The organism is Allobosea lupini, from assembly GCF_900109525.1.
Classification (GTDB): Bacteria; Pseudomonadota; Alphaproteobacteria; order Rhizobiales; family Beijerinckiaceae; genus Allobosea; species Allobosea lupini.
This window is the reverse complement of the sequence record NZ_FOAN01000002.1, coordinates 58100-73115: the sequence shown is the minus strand read 5'-3', so window position 1 is coordinate 73115 and position 15016 is coordinate 58100. Positions and strand designations below refer to the sequence as shown.

Genomic DNA, 15016 nt, shown 5'->3' with positions numbered 1-15016 from the left:
CGCGCATCCTATTTGGGCGCGTGGCCGACGCCGATTTCCTGGTCCCAGCGCCGGAAGGCGGCGACCAAGCGCGCGGGCGTCAGTGGCGGGCGGGTCGGCAGGCTTGAGATCAGCCCGTCATATTCGGGCCGGCCGAACTCCTTCAGCACGTCCTGGCTCTCCTTCGGCGCCATCGCCAGGGTCACGCCCTTGATCGCCGGGCCGGGATAGAAATAGCCCTTGTCATAGGTCGCAGCCTGCGACTCCGGCTTCAGCAGATGCGACATCAGCGCCAGGATGACCGGGATCTTCTCCGCCGCCACGCCCTTCGGGATACACATGAACTGGGTGTCGGGAATCCAGTGCGTGTTGGCGATGGTGAAGACCTTGGCTTCCTTCGGCACGATGCCGAGCGCGCGCGGGTTGATGTCCCAGCCCAGCGTCGAGACGATGCAGTCGCGCGTCCCGTCGCCGAGCTCCTTCATCGTCGCGGCGGTGCCGGTCGGATAATAGTCGATCGCGGTCCCGAGTTCCTTGAGATAGGTCCAGGTCTTGGCCCAGCCGTTCATCGGGTCGGTCGGATCGCTGTCGCCGAGGATGTAGGGCATGCCCTGCAGGAAGGTCCAGCCGGGGCCGGAGTTGAGCGGGCGGGCATAGGTGAAGCGGTTGGGGTTCTGCTTCACATAGGCGAGGAACTCCTCGGCCGTCTTCGGCACCGTCTTGACCTTGTCGGCCATGTATTCGAACAGCGGGCCGGACGGCGAATAAACGACGGCGACGCCTTCGTTCTGGCCGAAATTGCGCTGCATCATCAGCGCCTGCTCGTGATAGATGTCCTCGGCCTTGGGCAGGCTCGCGGTGTGCGACTTCCAGACGTCGACCCACAGTCCCTGCTGGATCCCGTCCGACATCGCGCCAGGTCCGGTCAGCACCATGTCGATGTCGACGCGGTTGGCGTCCTGCTGCGCCTTGAGCTTGGCCGGCAGCTCCGGCGAGGGCGCCCGCGAGAAATTCAGGCGCGAGATCAGCTTCGGATTGTCCCTGGCGAACTTCTCGATCGAAGCTTGGGTAAGCTGCAGATTGCCGGCGACGTCGATGATGTTGAGCATCACCGGGTTTGTAGGCGCGCTCTGGGCAAAGGCTCCGCCGGCGGAGAGCGCCGCGAGGCTGGAAGCGCCGGCGATCACGCCGCGCCGTGTCGGATGGGTCATTGCTACCTCCCTGTGCTGGCCTGCTTTGCTGCGACCTTGCCGGTATACTAGTACACAAGACGCCGCCGGCAAGAGGCGACGAAAGCAGGGGGAGGGTTGCGTCGGGCGCGAGCAGCGGCGGCGGGCCTGGCAGCGGCGGCTTTCGAATGTGCCCCAGACCCCTGCAATGTCGACAGCGTTCGCGATGAACGCTACGTCATCGTCAGGCTGGCAAACGGGTGGGGAATGCGCGACATCGGAGCTGGCCTAGGTGGCGCGCTCATCCTGTTCTTCGCCCGCTTCATCACGGCGGTGCGCGGGCGCTGGGACGGTGTCGCGCCGACCGATGAGCAGCGCATCTACTTCGCCAACCATGCCAGCCATGGCGACTTCGTCCTGATCTGGACGGTGTTGCCACGCCGCATGCGCTTTTCGACCCGGCCGGTCGCCGGCAGCGACTACTGGCTGAAGAGCGGCCTGCGGCGCTTCATCGGCCGCGATGTCTTCAACGCCGTCCTGATCGACCGCGATCCAGCGACGCGAACGGCAGACCCGATCGTCCAGATGAGCGACGCGCTCGATGCCGGCTCCTCTCTCATCGTCTTCCCGGAAGGCACGCGCAACACCACCGATGCGCCGCTGCTGCCGTTCAAGAGCGGGCTGTTCCATCTGGCGCAGGCGCGCCCGAACGTGGCGCTCGTGCCGGTCTGGATCGACAATCTCAACCGCGTCATGCCGAAGGGCGAGTTCGTGCCGGTGCCGCTGGTCTGCACGGTCACCTTCGGCGCGGCGCTAACTCTTGCCGAGGCCGAGACCAAGCAGAATTTCCTGGCGAGGGCTGAGAAAGCGCTGCTCGCCTTGTCACCGAAGGCCAGCGCGCCATGACGATGCCGCATCCCGATCTCGTTGCCGTGCTGGCCGGTCTGCTCGGCGTCCTGATCGTGGCCTCCACGATCGGCTACCTGCTGCAGCGCCGGCTGTCGCCGGACGGCTCGAATGCCGTGGTCGAGGACCTGAACGATCGCATCCGCGCCTGGTGGATCATGATCGTGCTGATGGGGTTGGCGCTGATCGGCGGTAAGGCTGGCGTGACGCTGCTCTTCGGTTTCTGCTCGTTTGCGGCGCTACGCGAATTCATCACACTGACCGACACGCGCCGCGCCGATCATTGGGCGCTGGCGGCCGGCTTCTTCGTCGTGCTGCCGGTGCAGTATTATCTGATCTGGATCGACTGGTACGGCCTCTACTCGATCTTCATCCCGGTCTACGCTTTCCTGTTGATGCCGATCATCGCCTCGCTGCGCGGCGACACCGAGCATTTCCTCGTGCGTATCGCCGAGGTGCAATGGGCGCTGATGATCTGCGTCTTCTGCATCTCGCATGTGCCGGCGCTGCTCAGCCTCGACATCCCCGGATATCAGGGGCGCAACGTCCTGTTGATCGCCTTCCTCGTCATCGTCGTGCAGATGAGCGATGTGCTCCAGTATGTCTGGGGCAAGCTGCTCGGCCGCACCAAGATCGCGCCCAGGTTGTCGCCGTCCAAGACCGTCGAGGGCTTCGTCGGTGGCGCGCTCAGCGCGACGGTGGTCGGGGCGGCCCTGTCCTGGATGACACCGTTCACGCCGCTGCAGGCAGCGTTTCTGGCACTGGTCATCGTGCTAATGGGCTTCTTCGGCGGGCTCGTGATGTCGGCGATCAAGCGCGATCGCGGCATCAAGGACTGGGGCCATCTGATCGCCGGCCATGGCGGCTTCCTCGACCGGCTCGATTCGGTGGTGTTCTCCGCACCGATCTTCTTCCACCTCGTCCGCTATGGCTGGTCGGCGACGTGAGTTCGCCGCTCGCCCGTCTGATGCGAAGCAGCATCGTCCATGTCGGCTTCGCCTTCCTCGCCATGGGCAGCTGGGCCGCCTTCGCCAACCGCGCCCATCCGCTGCCGGCGCTGCTCCTGGCTGGGCTGATCCAGGGGACGCTCTCGGCGATCATCACCCTGCTGCTGAAACGGGGCATCGAATATCTCGCCAGCCGCTTCACTGGCCTGGCCGCGCTGCTGGCGCCGCCCGTCATCGCGGGGCTCGTCTCCGCGAGCCTGCTGACGCTCATCCATACGATCGGCGGCACGCCCGAGATCGCCAGGACGATCGCAGTCCCGCTGACCGTCGCGACCAGCTATGCGGCACTCTACAATCTTTCCCTGTGGCGGAGCAGGAAGGCGACGGACCATGGCGCAGAGTGACGACCGGCGGCCGCTCTCGAGCCGCGACACCGGCTGGGCCCGGGCCATAGCGCGCCGGCTGAGCGATAGCGGCATCACGCCGAACCAGATCTCGATGGCGAGCATGGCGATGGCGGCCTGCGCCGGCGCCGCCTTCTGGCTCGCGGGCGGGGCACCTTCCGGGCCGCGCATCGCGCTGCTGCTAGCCGCGGCCCTGTTCTGCCAGCTCAGGCTGCTCTGCAATCTCTTCGACGGCATGGTCGCGATAGAAGGCGGCAAGCAGTCTGCCGACGGGCCGTTCTGGAACGAATTCCCCGACCGGATCGCCGATATCCTGATCCTCGCCGGCGTCGGCTACGGGATCGGTGCGCCGGCGCTGGGCTGGGCGGCGGCCGGCTTTGCGGTGCTGACCGCCTATACCCGCGAGCTCGGCCGCAATTGCGGGCTGCCGGCCGATTTCTCCGGCCCGATGGCCAAGCAGCACCGCATGGCGATGATCACGGCGGCGGCGCTGATCTCTCTGCTGGAGCCGTTCTGGCGCGGCCAGGGCGAGGTGCTGACCGTCGCGCTCTGGCTGATTGCGGTCGGTGCTGCCGTGACCGCTCTCAGGCGGGCGGCGAACATCGTGCGCGGCTTGCGCGGGCGCTGACCCGGGCCTGCCTCACTCTCAGCCTCCGGTCACGCTCATATGCCGGCCAACCGCGGCGCGGGGTTGGCGCCGGTCGATGACGAAATCGTGGCCCTTGGGCTTGCGCGAAATCGCCTCTTCCATCGCCCGGTAGAGCGGGGCGTCGTCGGCCGAGGCGCGGATCGGGGCGCGCAGGTCTGCCGCATCCTCCTGGCCGAGGCACATATAGAGCGTGCCGGTGCAGGTCAGGCGCACGCGGTTGCAGCTCTCGCAGAAATTATGCGTCATCGGCGTGATGAAGCCGACGAGGCCGCCGGTCTCGCGCACCCTGACATAGCGCGCCGGGCCGCCGGTCCGGTAGGGATCGTCGTCGAGCGTGTAGCGGTCCATCAACTTGGCCCGCACCATCGAGAGCGGCAGGAACTGATCGAGCCTCGCCGGCTCGATCTCACCGAGCGGCATCACCTCGATGAGCGTCAGGTCCATGCCGAGGCCATGGGCCCACTGCATCAGCCCCTCGATCTCGTCCTCGTTGACGCCCTTCAGCGCCACCGCATTGATCTTGACGCGCAGGCCGGCGGCACGCGCCGCCTCGATGCCGGCGAGCACCTTCGACAGGTCGCCCCAGCGCGTGATCCTGCGGAACTTCTCGGGATCGAGCGTGTCCATCGAGACGTTGATGCGGCGCACGCCGCAATCGGCCAGTTCCTGCGCATAGCGGGCGAGCTGCGAGCCATTGGTGGTCACAGTGAGCTCGTCGAGCGCGCCCGAGGCGAGATGGCGCGAGAGCGAGCGGAACAGGTTCATGATGTCGCGCCGCACCAGCGGCTCGCCGCCGGTGATGCGCAGTTTGCGCGTTCCGCGCGAGACGAAGGCGCTGGCGACGCGGTCGATCTCCTCCAGCGTCAGCAGATCGCGCTTCGGCAGGAAAGCCATGTCCTCGGACATGCAGTAGACGCAGCGGAAATCGCAGCGATCCGTCACCGAGATGCGCAGATAGGAGATGTCGCGGCCGAACGGATCGGTCAGCGGCGCACGCATCAAGGGCTTGATGGGGTCCTGCAGCACGGCGGCTGAAATCCTTGGACGATCGCGGTCTTGCGGCGCAGTGCGCCTGCCGTTGCTCTGATATAGGAAGCGAACATCGGCGGCGGCAAGCCCGCGGTCAAGCCGGCTGATGGTCGCAAGCTGTCGGCGCGCTTTCCGTTCGGCCGGGTTGGCCGAACGAAAAGAATTCGCGCCAAATCAAAAAGTTGAGCATGTTCTGATCGCAAAAGGGGTTCCCCCTTTTGCGGAACATGCTCGGAGAAACACGAAGATGTCAGACTGGCCGAGCGAGATCCGTCTCTCGAAGGACCGCCGCACGCTCCACATCACCTTCGAGAGTGGCGAAAGCCATGCGCTCCCGGCCGAACTGCTGCGGGTGGAGAGCCCCTCGGCCGAGGTGCAGGGCCATGGCCCGACGCAGAAGCAGACCGTGGCGGGTAAGCGCGAGGTCGAGATCCTGAAGGTGGAGCCGGTCGGCCACTACGCCGTTCGGCTGACCTTCGACGACATGCACGACACCGGTATCTATGGCTGGGACTATCTGCGCGAGCTCGGTCGCGACGGCGAGGCGAAATTCCAGGCCTATCTCGACGATCTCGCGGCGAAGGGCCTGTCGCGGGAGCGGGGCAAAAGAGTTTAGGGCGCGCCGCCTCAACCGAGCGAACCGAACCCGTGTCCCGGACGTAGATGCTCCTGAATGCGCCTCATGCGCACCAGGGAGGGTGTTATGAACGCCAGGGTCATCGTCGCCGGCTTGGTTCTGGCGGTTTGTCTGTCGGGTTGCATGGCGATGGGCGGGCCGGTGAACAAGGCGCCGGAACCGTTGAAAAAGATCGACGTCGGCCGCTTCTACAGCGGTCTGTGGCACGAGATCGCCCGTCGTCCGATGGCGATCACCGATGGCTGCGTGGCCGGTGCGACGGAATACAAGCGCGACGCCGGTGGCGGCATCGACGTCCTCGACTCCTGTCGGATGGGTACGCCCGAGGGCGAGCCCAAGACGATCGGAGGGCCGGGCCGTATCCTCGATCCAGGCACGAACGCCAAGCTCAGGGTCGACTATCGCCTCTACGGATTCATTCCGGTCACGCGCGACTATTGGGTGCTCGATCGCGCGAACGACTACAGCTGGTTCATCTCGGCCGATCCCGAGTTCCGCGACCTCTATATCTTCTCCCGCGACCCGCAGATCAGCGAGGAGCAGCGGGGACGGCTTGTCGGGCGCGCCCGAGCGCTGGGCTATGACGTGACCAAGCTCGAATTTCCCGAGATGCCGCGGCGGTGAGCCTGCCTGCCTCATGGAGAAGGGCGGGCAAGATCGCCAAGGACTTGTAGCAGTCCTTGGTTCTCCTGCTCGCCGCGGTGGTAGCAGTCCGGATCTTTGTGACGGCCCCGGCCTGATCGGATGCAAAAAGAAAAAGGCCGGCACGAAGCCGGCCTTTCGCAATCCTGGACGCGTGGTGCCGCTCAGCGGGCGACGACGACGCGGGTGCCGACCTTGGCGCGCTCGTAGAGGTCGATCACGTCCTCGTTCAGCATGCGGATGCAGCCCGAGGAGACCGCCTGGCCGATCGTCTCCGGCTCGTTCGAGCCGTGGATGCGGTAGAGGGTCGAGCCGAGATACATGGCGCGGGCGCCGAGCGGGTTCTCCGGGCCGCCGGGCATGAAGCGCGGCAGGTCGGGACGGCGCTTCAGCATCTGCGCCGGCGGGGTCCAGCCGGGCCACTCGGCCTTGCGGGTGATGGTCTGCGAGCCGGCCCAGTCGAAGCCCGGGCGGCCGACGCCGACACCGTAGCGGACGGCCTTGCCGTCGGGCAGGACGAAATAGAGGCGGCGCTCGCTCGTGTTGATCACGATCGTGCCGGGGCGGTAGGTGCCGCCGAAGGAGACGACCTCGCGCGGGATCGCGGTCGCCTGCGCCTTGGCAGGGTCGACATAGGTGACGAGCGGCTGGCGGGTAAGCGGGTCGATTTCGGCGACGGCGGCGGTCGCCGTGGCCGCGACGGCCGTGCCGGCGATCAGGGCCAAACGGAAGGAGCGGAGCATTGCGGCCTCGGAAGGGGATTGCAGGATGGTGGGCAGGGTGGCGAGCATGCGGAAAGGTGACGGAAAAACGTCAACAATTCCCCAAATCTCTGGCAGAGCGGCGGCTGCCGTTCAATCGATCGACGTTCACATCGACGCGACCTCTTAAGCTTTGAAGGCGCCCGTTGCGGGGCTGCAACAGGCGTAGGCGTCTACTTTGGCAGTTGCGTTGATTTGGACGATTTTCGGACAAAAGCGCGGCGCCGAGAAAAAGTTCCATCGGGCGAAATGCGGCCGGAATTGGATCGGGCACGGTGTGCGGGCGTGCGGAACCTCATCGCCAGGGTCGCGTTATGAGGGCGACGATATCGAGGCCTGCCGACCAATGATTCCCGAAGATCACGAGGAACAACGCATCATCCGGATCGCGCGCGCGCTCTGTCGCTCGGCGCGCATAGACCCCGATGCAGCGATCGACGAGTGCACTCGCCCGCGACTTCCTGCGTGCAACGACGTCGGCACCGTGCCGTTGCCCGCTTGGGTGGCTTTCCGCGAGTCGGCCCGCGCCTTTGCCGCCCGTCATCCGCGCGAGATCGTGAGCAGCCTGTGATGGCTTGTCCGATTGCCGTTAACCGGTCGTTCGCCTAGTCTTCAGGTCGAGGGGCAACTTCCGATTGCAAAGCCGGGCCGGCTCTGGTCCGCTCTGCAAAATGACGGGAGGTTCGCCATGCCTGCCTGCCAATTCAATGCCGGGCCTGAAGAGCTCGCTGCCCTGGGAACAGCCTTTCACGAGGCCTGGCGGCATGTCGGCCCGATCTATGGACCCTTCGAGAATCCGCATCGCGAATGGCTGGCGCGCCTGATTCTCGGGCTGCGCCGCTCCGGCCATTCCGGCGACATCGCCCTGCTCGCGATCGAGCAGTTCATGGCGACTGCCCCGCTGGCTGAATGGGCGAACGATGCGCAGCCGCGCCCGGACCGCGCCACGAGAAACTGAGCGCTCGCTACCCGGCCACTCCGTTCCGGCTGAGGCCCCTCCGAGCGAACGCGGCCTTGCCTCCACGGTCAGGCGGGCAACGTTGCCGTAATCTTCGCACGCAATCTGCGCCGTGCTGACCCGGTCCGATGCGCGGACATGGGTCGCAAGCCTGATGCGTCGGCGGCGGCTCAAGGTCGCCGCAAGGAGTCTTTGATGAATCGTTTCGTCCCGTTGGCCGGCCTCGGCCTGTCGGCTCTGCTCGCGATCCCGGCCGTGGCGGCCGATCGTCCCGTGCGGGGGCAGGAATGGCCAGCCTATTCGGCGCCGCGGCCCTATAACTGGAACGGCATCTATGTCGGCGCCCATACCGGCGGCGCCTTCGATCGCTTCCAGGGGGCCGGCAAGAAGAGCCGCAACGAGATCCTGCTCGGCGGCCAGCTCGGCTACAATCTTCAGATGGGCGGCTTCGTCACCGGTGTCGAGGCTGACATCTCGATGAACGGCCTTGGCAAGGGCGCCAAGCGCACCGGCGGCACCAGCGCCGACATGCGCTATGTCAGCACCCTCAAGGCCCGCGCCGGTATCGCCTTCGACCGCGTGCTGGTCTACGGCCTCGGCGGTGTCGCCTATGGCAGCCTGAAGGCCAGCGACGGGCTGGTCTCGAAGGAGAAGAGCAAGATCGGCTATGTCGTCGGCGCCGGCGCCGAATACGGCATCACCGACAATCTCTCCGCCAAGCTCGAATACAACTACGTCTCGCTCGGCAAGCAGAACTTCCAGTTCGCCAGCGGCCGCGCACGCGTCGGCGTCAACGAGCATCTCGTCAAGGCGGGCCTCAACTACCGCTTCTGACGTCGAAATCCCGGCCGGGAAACCGGTCCGGTCCACCCTGCGGCTCTGGAGCCCGTTCCGATCCGTTCGAGTTGCTCCAACCTGAACGAATCCGGCTCCAACGGCTGCGCCCTGGCATGGATGGAGCGTGATGCGTCTGGATATTTCGCCCCTATTCCGGCATCACGTTCCATCCGTGCACCCTGATCAGCTTTTTTCATGCGCGCCCTGATCGTCGAGGACGAGCCACAACTGATGGCCTTCCTGTCCTCGCTCCTCACCAATGCCGGACTGATCGCCGATCGCACGACGACGATCGATGCCGCGCTTGCCGCCTTGCGCTCGACTCCGTTCGATATCGTGATCGTCGATCGGCGCCTGCCTGACGGCGACGGCCTCTCGATCGTCAAGGCACTGAATTCCGCCGAGCCGCGACCCGCCTTCCTCGTCCTCACCGCCCGGGACGCAAAAGCCGACGTGATCGAAGGCTTGAACACCGGTGCGGACGACTATCTCGTCAAGCCCTTCGAGCCGGAGGAGCTGCTGGCGCGCCTGCGCGTCATCCTGCGCCGGCGCAATCCCAAGCGCTCGCTGGTGATCACCGCCGGCAATCTCTCGCTCGACCTCGAAGGACGCAGCGCCAGCGTCGGTTCGGAGATGCTCGATCTGCGCCGGCGTGAGGCGCTGATCCTGGAGGCGCTGGTCCAGCGTGTCGGCCGTGTCGTCACCCGCGACGTCCTGATCGAGGCGGTCTACGGCTTCGACGACCTGATCGAATCCAACACCCTGGAGGCGCAGATCTCGCGGCTGCGGCGCAAGCTCAAGGAGGCCGGCGCCAGGGTCGAGATCACCTCGCTGCGTGGCATCGGCTACATGCTGCGCGTCTCGGAGCTGGCGCTGTAGCGCGGCCCCTCAATCATCCTCCCGCGGCGGGAAGACGAGACGCACCAGAGTGCCGCCGCCCGGCCGGCCGAGGATGGTCAGCGTGCCGCCATGGGCGGCCATGATGTCGCGCACGATGGTCAGGCCGAGGCCGGCGCCGGTCGAGTTCGGCGACATCCGGTTGAACGGCTCGGTCACCTGCGGGCGATCGGACGGCTCGATGCCGATCCCGTCATCCGCGACCTCGAGCACCGCGCCGTCGATCACCCTGACCACGATCGTCGATTTCGCCCGTGCATGCCGCAACGCGTTGTCGACGAGATTGGCGATCGCCGCCCGCACGGTCGCTTCGTTGGCCTCGATCAGCGAGCGCCGTTCCCCTTCCTCTTCCAGTGCGACATCGGCGCCGTTGCTCAGGATCAGCGGTGCGAGATCGGCCAGCACAGCGCGGGCGATGCCGTTCAGCTGCATCGCCTCGAACGGCAATTCGGTGCTGTGCAGCCGGGCGAGCTGCAGCATCGACGAGACGATGGTGGTCAGCCGGCTGACATCGGTGGTGAGCGCAAGCCGCACCTGGTCGTTCGGCAGCGCGTCGATCCGGCCGCGCATCACGGTCAGCGGCGTGCGCAGTTCATGCGCGACATTGTTCATGAAGCGCCTCTGCACCTCCATGTTGCCGGCGATCTTGTCGAGCGCGGCATTGAGCGCCGTGGTCAGCGGCATCAGCTCGACCGGGGTCTCCTCGGTCGGCAGCAGGCCGCGCGGCGCCTTCGGGTCGATTCGTGCCGCGGCCTCGGCGGCGCTGCGCAGCCGCGCGCCGATATAGGACACCGACATCGCGATCGCGCCGGCGATCAGGAGGCCGAAGACCACCGAGATCGCCAGCGCCGAGCCTGCGATCGCCCGCAGATAGTAGCCGAGGATCAGATCCCAGCCCGGCTGGCCGCCGCGGGTGGCGACGATGATCCTGCTGCCGTCCTTCTCGATGACGTCGAAGGCGAGTGCGTTCTCGCCGCCGATCCGCATCTGCGCGGCGATGGTCGGCCCGTCGAGCCGGATGTCGATCGGCAGGGTCGGCCGCAACTCTGGCGCATACTCGACGAGGGAACGTCCATCGGAGACGAGATACCAGAGCGAGGGGCTGGCGCGCTCGATCCGGGACAATCCCGCGGTCTTTTCGACCTGCACGGCGCTGCCGGAGGCGGCACGCGCGCTTTGCTGGATCATTTGGGAGGTGACGTCGTTGCGCAGGACGCCGGGATCCTCGGTGATCAGGGCAAACGCGATGACGGCGCCGATGAAGGCGGTGAACAGGACGATGCCGAGCAGCGACAGGCGGATAGTGAGGGCGCGCGACAGGGAGGTCATGGCAAGGCCTCGCCGCCATGCCGCCCGGCCCGGACCAGCCGATCGGTCGCTCGTCCCTGGCGCGGGATCGCTGCAGCGTTGCGAGTCGTCACGGAACCTCGATGCGGGTATGGCTTGCGGGATCGGGGGCCCGCCCCTTCCTGTCTCTGCATGGACCGTATCGCCATTGCCGTTCAACTCTCTTCCGGAGCTGCCGGCCTGATGCATGCGCTGAGCGTCATGTCGCGTTGGTCTGGCCCGCGTCTCGTGCTTGCCGTGCTGCTGGCCTTCGTGCCCGGCCTCGCGCTCGGGCAGGGGGCGGTGACGAAGGGCGAGGTCCGGGCCGGCCAGCTGCCGACGACCTCGCGGCAGGACATCACCAGGCTGGTCGAAAGCGTATTCGACGCAGCGTCCAAGACGGTCAGCATCCCGATCGAGCGCTCGCTCGCGCTCTTCGGCGAGCCGAACGCCTACATCATCGGCGGCGAGCTCAGCGGCTCCTTCGTGGTCGGCGGACGCCATGGCAGCGGCGAGTTGCGCTTTTCCGACGGGATCCCGACGCCGGTGACCTGGTCGGCCCTGTCGGTCGGCATCGGGCTCGGCGCCGATTACGGACGGGTGATCATGCTGGTCTACGGTCTGGACCGGCGCGAGGACGTCTTCGGTACCTATGCCAGCCTCGGCGGCAGCGCGCATTTCCTTGCCGGCGCCAACGCCACCATCCTCGCCTCGTCCCGGGCGCGGATCGTGCTGATCTCGTCCGGCCTCGGCTTGCGCTTCTCCGGGGATCTCAGCCGCATCGTCATCGAGCCGGCGGGCCCGCAGGAGCAGTTGCGCCCGCCTGGCCTGATCTGCGCCACGCCGGCCGAATGCGCTGCGCCCGGTCGTTGAAGTCCCGATAGGCAGGATCGTAGCCCTAGCGGCGCCGGTCGAGCAGGCGATGCGCCGTGGCATGGAGCTCGTCGAGCTGGGTCGAGATGTCCAGCGCGATCAGGCCCATCTCGCGCTCATCGGCGGCGCGGCGGACATAGAGCGGCTCCGACCAGAGCACGCAGCCGCGGCCGAAGGGCAGCGCGATGCTGGCCCTGTCCCAGTTGTCGAGATCGACCCGGGCGCTGGTCACCGCCGCGAAGAGATAGATCGGCCGCCCGGTGGCCCGCGCGAGCTGGATCGCTCCCTTGCCGGCGACACGCGCGAGCTTCGGTACGTCCGCCGTGAGCACGAGGCTGGTGCCTTCGCGGAGCGCCTCGCGCATCTCGAAGAAGGCGGGAATGGCGCGCTTGGTCTTGATCTTGCGGGGACTCTGGGCGCCTGAGCCGCGAATGGCGCGGAAGCCCGCGCGCTCCACCACCGTGGCGACCACTGCCCCGTCGAAATGCAGCGAGGTCAGGATCGCGATCTCCGCCGCGCCGTCGAGCGCTGCCAGGCTCAGCATCTGCTGGCCGTGCCAGGTCAGGGCGATGAAGGGCTCGCGGCTGCGCTCCCACGGCCTGATGCCGGGGAGCGCCGGCTTGAAGCGCGTCGTCCGCTGCACGAAGGCGAGATAGGCGTACAGGGCGCGGCCGGCGACCGCCGCAGATTGCCCAGTGCCGAATCGCATGATCCGATCTCCACGGTGATTCCCGTGGAGGGGATCGGCGCGTCGGCTTGCTCCAACATTGCGCGGCCCCGCGGCGGCGGCACGCGTTTCGTTCGATCGAGCGAAAAGAGCTCGCGCAAGTACCGAGACCTGTCAGCGCACCATGAACTTGACGATGCGGGCGACGAGCTCGTCGTCCTGCCCGGCGAAACCATGATGTGCGCTGAAGCGACAGGGATTGACCTCGTCGGTCTGCCCGCCGCTCATCCATTCGACCTGGACGCGCCCGCCCGCCCAGGCCTGGAACGGGGCGACGCCGGCTGGCAGCGTCAAGCGGCAGCGATCCTCTCGGTGGTGCAGGACGAGCGTGCGCGGCAGCCGGTTCGGCGTCCCCAGTACCGTCTGGACGGTGTCGTCCGAGCCCGACGCCTTGCTCAGGAGGCCCGAGGTCAGGACGAGCCTGTCCGGCATGGCGCCCGCCACGAGGCCCTGGGCCGCACGGTGCGTGCCCATGCTGGTGGCGACCACGATGACCGGACGCTTGATCACCGCCATATGGTCGACCGCAGCAGGAAGGTTCGTCCCGAGCTCGGCAAGCAGCACATTGTAGCCCTGCGCGACGAAGGCATCCCGGTTGCGGATCAGGACGTTGTCGCCGGCCTTGCCGAGGCGCGCGCCGCTGCCGACCTCGAGACGGCCATCGCCGCCGGTCAGCAGGATCACGCTGCCCTTGGGATGCGGAGCGCGGATGAGGATGCTGCGGACACCGGCGATCGTGATGCTCTCGCCGCCCTTCACCGTGATCGGCGCCTCCGCCCGGCCAGGGGACGGGATTGCGAACGACCATAGGATCGCAAGCACGCCGAGGGCGCGCAGGACACGCTGCTGATATCCGATCATGTTGTTAGGTCACCCATTCACCTGAAAACGACGCAGAACTGTGCGCGCCACCGTCACCGTGTCGCGCCTGCACCTGCCGCAGGATTCGGTGGCTACATTGCACGAGATGTGCAGCCGGTTTCATGGCCATTCGTCAGGGGAGCCAGGGGGCGGCTCGCGCGGCGGTAACCGGAAAGGCACGGCAGGCGCCAGCCTTTTGAGGTCGGGCTTCCTCGTATCAGCGAGGCTTGGGTCTCTTTAACAGGCCAGCTTCGATCGCGAGCTCGATGTCGATTTCCAGGATCTCCTCGCTCGTCAGTTTGAGATCGCGTCTCAGCCTGCGTTGGATGTCGAGATCGATTGGGATTTCGGTCGATAGCGGCATCTCAGGAGCCGGCCGCTTCCGGCTTTTAGGCATAGGCATTTGTCATCTACGCGCGAGAGTATGGCGCGGATGCAGCAAACTGGGGCCACCATCCTCCGGCTCGCCGATATCTCCGGCGAGCAGGCGAGCTCGATCACTCGCGCAACCTTTGCTCAGGGCGATGGCGCCTATGGGCTATTCGAAAGTGGGGAAATGGTGGGCGGCACAGGGATCGAACCTGTGACCCCTCCCGTGTGAAGGGAGTGCTCTACCGCTGAGCTAGCCGCCCGGACCGCGCTGTTCCTAGTGGGGTGTGCCGCCGCCGTCAAGAATGAGTAGCGAAGGCCGGCTTGCGGTCGGTAAGCTGCCGCACTGCCGGCGGCAGTTCACTGAAGTGCTGGATCACCAGGTCGGGCGCGAGTGCCTCGACCGGCACATCGGTATAGCCGAACGGCACGCAGATCACAGGGATGCCGGCGGCGCGCGCCGTGTCCACATCGGTGCGCGAATCGCCGACCATCACCGCGCGGGCCGGATCGGCGCCGGCTTGGGCGATCGTCTGCGTGAGATGGCGCGGGTCGGGCTTGAAGAAGGGGAAGCTGTCGCGCCCGGCTATCGCGGCAAAACGCTCGCTCAGCCCGAAATGATCGAGGAAGAGGCGGGTGTGCAGGATCGGCTTGTTGGTGCAGACCGCGAAGACGAAGCCGTCGGCCGCGAGCTCGTCCAGCGCCGCGACGACCCCCTCATGGATGAAGCTGTTGCCGGCGATACCGTCTGCGTAGATGCCAAGGAAGCCTTCGAACAGCTGCTCCAGCGTCTCGGGGTCTAGCGGCCGGCCGCTGACCTTGAAGCCACGCTCGATCAGCGCGCGTGCCCCCGCCCCGACCAGTTCCCGCGCCCGCTCGACAGGCAGGGCGGCCAGCCCTTCCTGCTCGAGGATGACGTTCAGCGTGCGCATGATGTCGGGGGCGGTCTCGGCGAGGGTGCCGTCGAGATCGAAGACGACGATCGGGGGGAGCGACATGATCCATCCTGTGACGTTGCCCTGCGCATAAAGGCCGGAGGATGCGG

18 protein-coding genes and 1 tRNA gene are annotated in these 15016 nt (G+C 66.7%); 11 read left to right on the top strand and 8 right to left on the bottom strand.

The features are described from left to right. Window positions 1-8: 8 nt before the first annotated feature. The gene (locus BMZ21_RS05785) at window positions 9-1190 is read right to left on the bottom strand and encodes an ABC transporter substrate-binding protein (RefSeq protein ID WP_091830801.1); all 1182 of its coding nucleotides are present in this window, start codon (window positions 1188-1190) and stop codon (window positions 9-11) included. 225 nt (window positions 1191-1415) lie between these two features. On the opposite strand from BMZ21_RS05785, the gene BMZ21_RS05780 reads away from it, so the two are divergent. From BMZ21_RS05780 to BMZ21_RS05765, 4 genes are read left to right on the top strand one after another with little or no spacing between them, the layout of a single operon-like run. Then, window positions 1416-2054 carry a lysophospholipid acyltransferase family protein gene (locus BMZ21_RS05780; RefSeq protein WP_091830799.1) on the top strand — a complete coding sequence of 213 codons (639 nt, stop codon included), beginning with the start codon at window positions 1416-1418 and terminating at the stop codon, window positions 2052-2054. Then, window positions 2051-3001, top strand: a complete 951-nt coding sequence (locus BMZ21_RS05775; protein WP_091830797.1) for a phosphatidate cytidylyltransferase — start codon at window positions 2051-2053, stop codon at window positions 2999-3001. Before BMZ21_RS05780 ends, BMZ21_RS05775 begins: the two co-directional genes overlap by 4 nt. Before the next feature lie 20 nt (window positions 3002-3021). Further along, entirely contained in the window at window positions 3022-3405 is a 384-nt protein-coding gene (locus BMZ21_RS05770) for a hypothetical protein (protein ID WP_425285420.1), read from the top strand. Further along, entirely contained in the window at window positions 3392-4033 is a 642-nt protein-coding gene (locus tag BMZ21_RS05765; RefSeq protein WP_091830794.1) for a CDP-alcohol phosphatidyltransferase family protein, read from the top strand. Before BMZ21_RS05770 ends, BMZ21_RS05765 begins: the two co-directional genes overlap by 14 nt. 18 nt (window positions 4034-4051) lie before the next feature. On the opposite strand, the gene moaA is transcribed toward BMZ21_RS05765, so the two are convergent. After that, a complete protein-coding gene (gene moaA / locus BMZ21_RS05760; RefSeq protein WP_091832290.1) occupies window positions 4052-5053 on the bottom strand; it encodes a GTP 3',8-cyclase MoaA in 1002 nt (333 codons plus the stop codon). Window positions 5054-5330: 277 nt separating this feature from the next. Between moaA and BMZ21_RS05755 the strand changes: the two genes are divergently transcribed. Beyond that, window positions 5331-5699, top strand: coding sequence for a gamma-butyrobetaine hydroxylase family protein (locus BMZ21_RS05755; RefSeq protein WP_091830792.1), 369 nt, complete (start codon window positions 5331-5333; stop codon window positions 5697-5699). Window positions 5700-5786: 87 nt separating this feature from the next. Beyond that, window positions 5787-6344: a lipocalin family protein gene (locus tag BMZ21_RS05750; RefSeq protein ID WP_091830790.1), complete on the top strand. Its 558-nt coding sequence runs from the start codon at window positions 5787-5789 to the stop codon at window positions 6342-6344. A gap of 182 nt (window positions 6345-6526) precedes the next feature. Here the strand turns inward: BMZ21_RS05750 and BMZ21_RS05745 are convergent, their stop codons facing one another. Then, window positions 6527-7105, bottom strand: a complete 579-nt coding sequence (locus BMZ21_RS05745; RefSeq protein ID WP_091832287.1) for a L,D-transpeptidase — start codon at window positions 7103-7105, stop codon at window positions 6527-6529. A gap of 364 nt (window positions 7106-7469) precedes the next feature. Here BMZ21_RS05745 and BMZ21_RS05740 point away from each other — a divergent pair, with 364 nt between their 5' ends. The 4 genes from BMZ21_RS05740 (at window position 7470) to BMZ21_RS05725 (ending at window position 9797) form a co-directional block, all read left to right on the top strand. After that, on the top strand, window positions 7470-7694 hold the full coding sequence (locus BMZ21_RS05740) for a hypothetical protein (RefSeq protein ID WP_091830788.1): 225 nt from the start codon (window positions 7470-7472) through the stop codon (window positions 7692-7694). A gap of 117 nt (window positions 7695-7811) precedes the next feature. Continuing rightward, complete coding sequence (locus BMZ21_RS05735) at window positions 7812-8081, top strand: hypothetical protein (RefSeq protein ID WP_091830786.1); 270 nt, start codon at window positions 7812-7814, stop codon at window positions 8079-8081. Window positions 8082-8276: 195 nt separating this feature from the next. Beyond that, window positions 8277-8915: an outer membrane protein gene (locus BMZ21_RS05730; RefSeq protein WP_167561547.1), complete on the top strand. Its 639-nt coding sequence runs from the start codon at window positions 8277-8279 to the stop codon at window positions 8913-8915. Window positions 8916-9113: 198 nt separating this feature from the next. Further along, window positions 9114-9797: a response regulator transcription factor gene (locus BMZ21_RS05725; protein ID WP_091830781.1), complete on the top strand. Its 684-nt coding sequence runs from the start codon at window positions 9114-9116 to the stop codon at window positions 9795-9797. A gap of 9 nt (window positions 9798-9806) precedes the next feature. Here BMZ21_RS05725 and BMZ21_RS05720 read toward each other — a convergent pair whose 3' ends face one another. Continuing rightward, on the bottom strand, window positions 9807-11144 hold the full coding sequence (locus BMZ21_RS05720) for a sensor histidine kinase (RefSeq protein ID WP_167561546.1): 1338 nt from the start codon (window positions 11142-11144) through the stop codon (window positions 9807-9809). Window positions 11145-11363: 219 nt separating this feature from the next. Here BMZ21_RS05720 and BMZ21_RS30255 point away from each other — a divergent pair, with 219 nt between their 5' ends. Further along, on the top strand, window positions 11364-12014 hold the full coding sequence (locus tag BMZ21_RS30255; protein WP_167561545.1) for an EipA family protein: 651 nt from the start codon (window positions 11364-11366) through the stop codon (window positions 12012-12014). Window positions 12015-12039: 25 nt separating this feature from the next. On the opposite strand, the gene BMZ21_RS05710 is transcribed toward BMZ21_RS30255, so the two are convergent. The 4 genes from BMZ21_RS05710 to BMZ21_RS05695 form a co-directional block, all read right to left on the bottom strand. Further along, entirely contained in the window at window positions 12040-12723 is a 684-nt protein-coding gene (locus BMZ21_RS05710) for a lysophospholipid acyltransferase family protein (protein WP_091830776.1), read from the bottom strand. Between the two features lie 132 nt (window positions 12724-12855). Beyond that, complete coding sequence (locus BMZ21_RS05705) at window positions 12856-13602, bottom strand: alpha/beta hydrolase (RefSeq protein ID WP_091830774.1); 747 nt, start codon at window positions 13600-13602, stop codon at window positions 12856-12858. A 557-nt stretch (window positions 13603-14159) separates the two neighbouring features. After that, window positions 14160-14234 (bottom strand) — tRNA-Val (locus BMZ21_RS05700). Window positions 14235-14270: 36 nt separating this feature from the next. Continuing rightward, a complete protein-coding gene (locus tag BMZ21_RS05695; RefSeq protein ID WP_091830772.1) occupies window positions 14271-14969 on the bottom strand; it encodes an HAD family hydrolase in 699 nt (232 codons plus the stop codon). Between the last annotated feature and the right edge of the window lie 47 nt (window positions 14970-15016).

What these genes read in the sequence shown, in the direction of transcription:
- BMZ21_RS05785 (WP_091830801.1), bottom strand. Translation starts at nt 1,190, where the DNA reads ATGACCCATCCGACACGGCGCGGCGTGATCGCCGGCGCTTCCAGCCTC.
- BMZ21_RS05780 (WP_091830799.1), top strand. Translation starts at nt 1,416, where the DNA reads ATGCGCGACATCGGAGCTGGCCTAGGTGGCGCGCTCATCCTGTTCTTC.
- BMZ21_RS05775 (WP_091830797.1), top strand. Translation starts at nt 2,051, where the DNA reads ATGACGATGCCGCATCCCGATCTCGTTGCCGTGCTGGCCGGTCTGCTC.
- BMZ21_RS05770 (WP_425285420.1), top strand. Translation starts at nt 3,022, where the DNA reads ATGCGAAGCAGCATCGTCCATGTCGGCTTCGCCTTCCTCGCCATGGGC.
- BMZ21_RS05765 (WP_091830794.1), top strand. Translation starts at nt 3,392, where the DNA reads ATGGCGCAGAGTGACGACCGGCGGCCGCTCTCGAGCCGCGACACCGGC.
- moaA (WP_091832290.1), bottom strand. Translation starts at nt 5,053, where the DNA reads ATGCGTGCGCCGCTGACCGATCCGTTCGGCCGCGACATCTCCTATCTG.
- BMZ21_RS05755 (WP_091830792.1), top strand. Translation starts at nt 5,331, where the DNA reads ATGTCAGACTGGCCGAGCGAGATCCGTCTCTCGAAGGACCGCCGCACG.
- BMZ21_RS05750 (WP_091830790.1), top strand. Translation starts at nt 5,787, where the DNA reads ATGAACGCCAGGGTCATCGTCGCCGGCTTGGTTCTGGCGGTTTGTCTG.
- BMZ21_RS05745 (WP_091832287.1), bottom strand. Translation starts at nt 7,105, where the DNA reads ATGCTCCGCTCCTTCCGTTTGGCCCTGATCGCCGGCACGGCCGTCGCG.
- BMZ21_RS05740 (WP_091830788.1), top strand. Translation starts at nt 7,470, where the DNA reads ATGATTCCCGAAGATCACGAGGAACAACGCATCATCCGGATCGCGCGC.
- BMZ21_RS05735 (WP_091830786.1), top strand. Translation starts at nt 7,812, where the DNA reads ATGCCTGCCTGCCAATTCAATGCCGGGCCTGAAGAGCTCGCTGCCCTG.
- BMZ21_RS05730 (WP_167561547.1), top strand. Translation starts at nt 8,277, where the DNA reads ATGAATCGTTTCGTCCCGTTGGCCGGCCTCGGCCTGTCGGCTCTGCTC.
- BMZ21_RS05725 (WP_091830781.1), top strand. Translation starts at nt 9,114, where the DNA reads ATGCGCGCCCTGATCGTCGAGGACGAGCCACAACTGATGGCCTTCCTG.
- BMZ21_RS05720 (WP_167561546.1), bottom strand. Translation starts at nt 11,144, where the DNA reads ATGACCTCCCTGTCGCGCGCCCTCACTATCCGCCTGTCGCTGCTCGGC.
- BMZ21_RS30255 (WP_167561545.1), top strand. Translation starts at nt 11,364, where the DNA reads ATGTCGCGTTGGTCTGGCCCGCGTCTCGTGCTTGCCGTGCTGCTGGCC.
- BMZ21_RS05710 (WP_091830776.1), bottom strand. Translation starts at nt 12,723, where the DNA reads ATGCGATTCGGCACTGGGCAATCTGCGGCGGTCGCCGGCCGCGCCCTG.
- BMZ21_RS05705 (WP_091830774.1), bottom strand. Translation starts at nt 13,602, where the DNA reads ATGATCGGATATCAGCAGCGTGTCCTGCGCGCCCTCGGCGTGCTTGCG.
- BMZ21_RS05695 (WP_091830772.1), bottom strand. Translation starts at nt 14,969, where the DNA reads ATGTCGCTCCCCCCGATCGTCGTCTTCGATCTCGACGGCACCCTCGCC.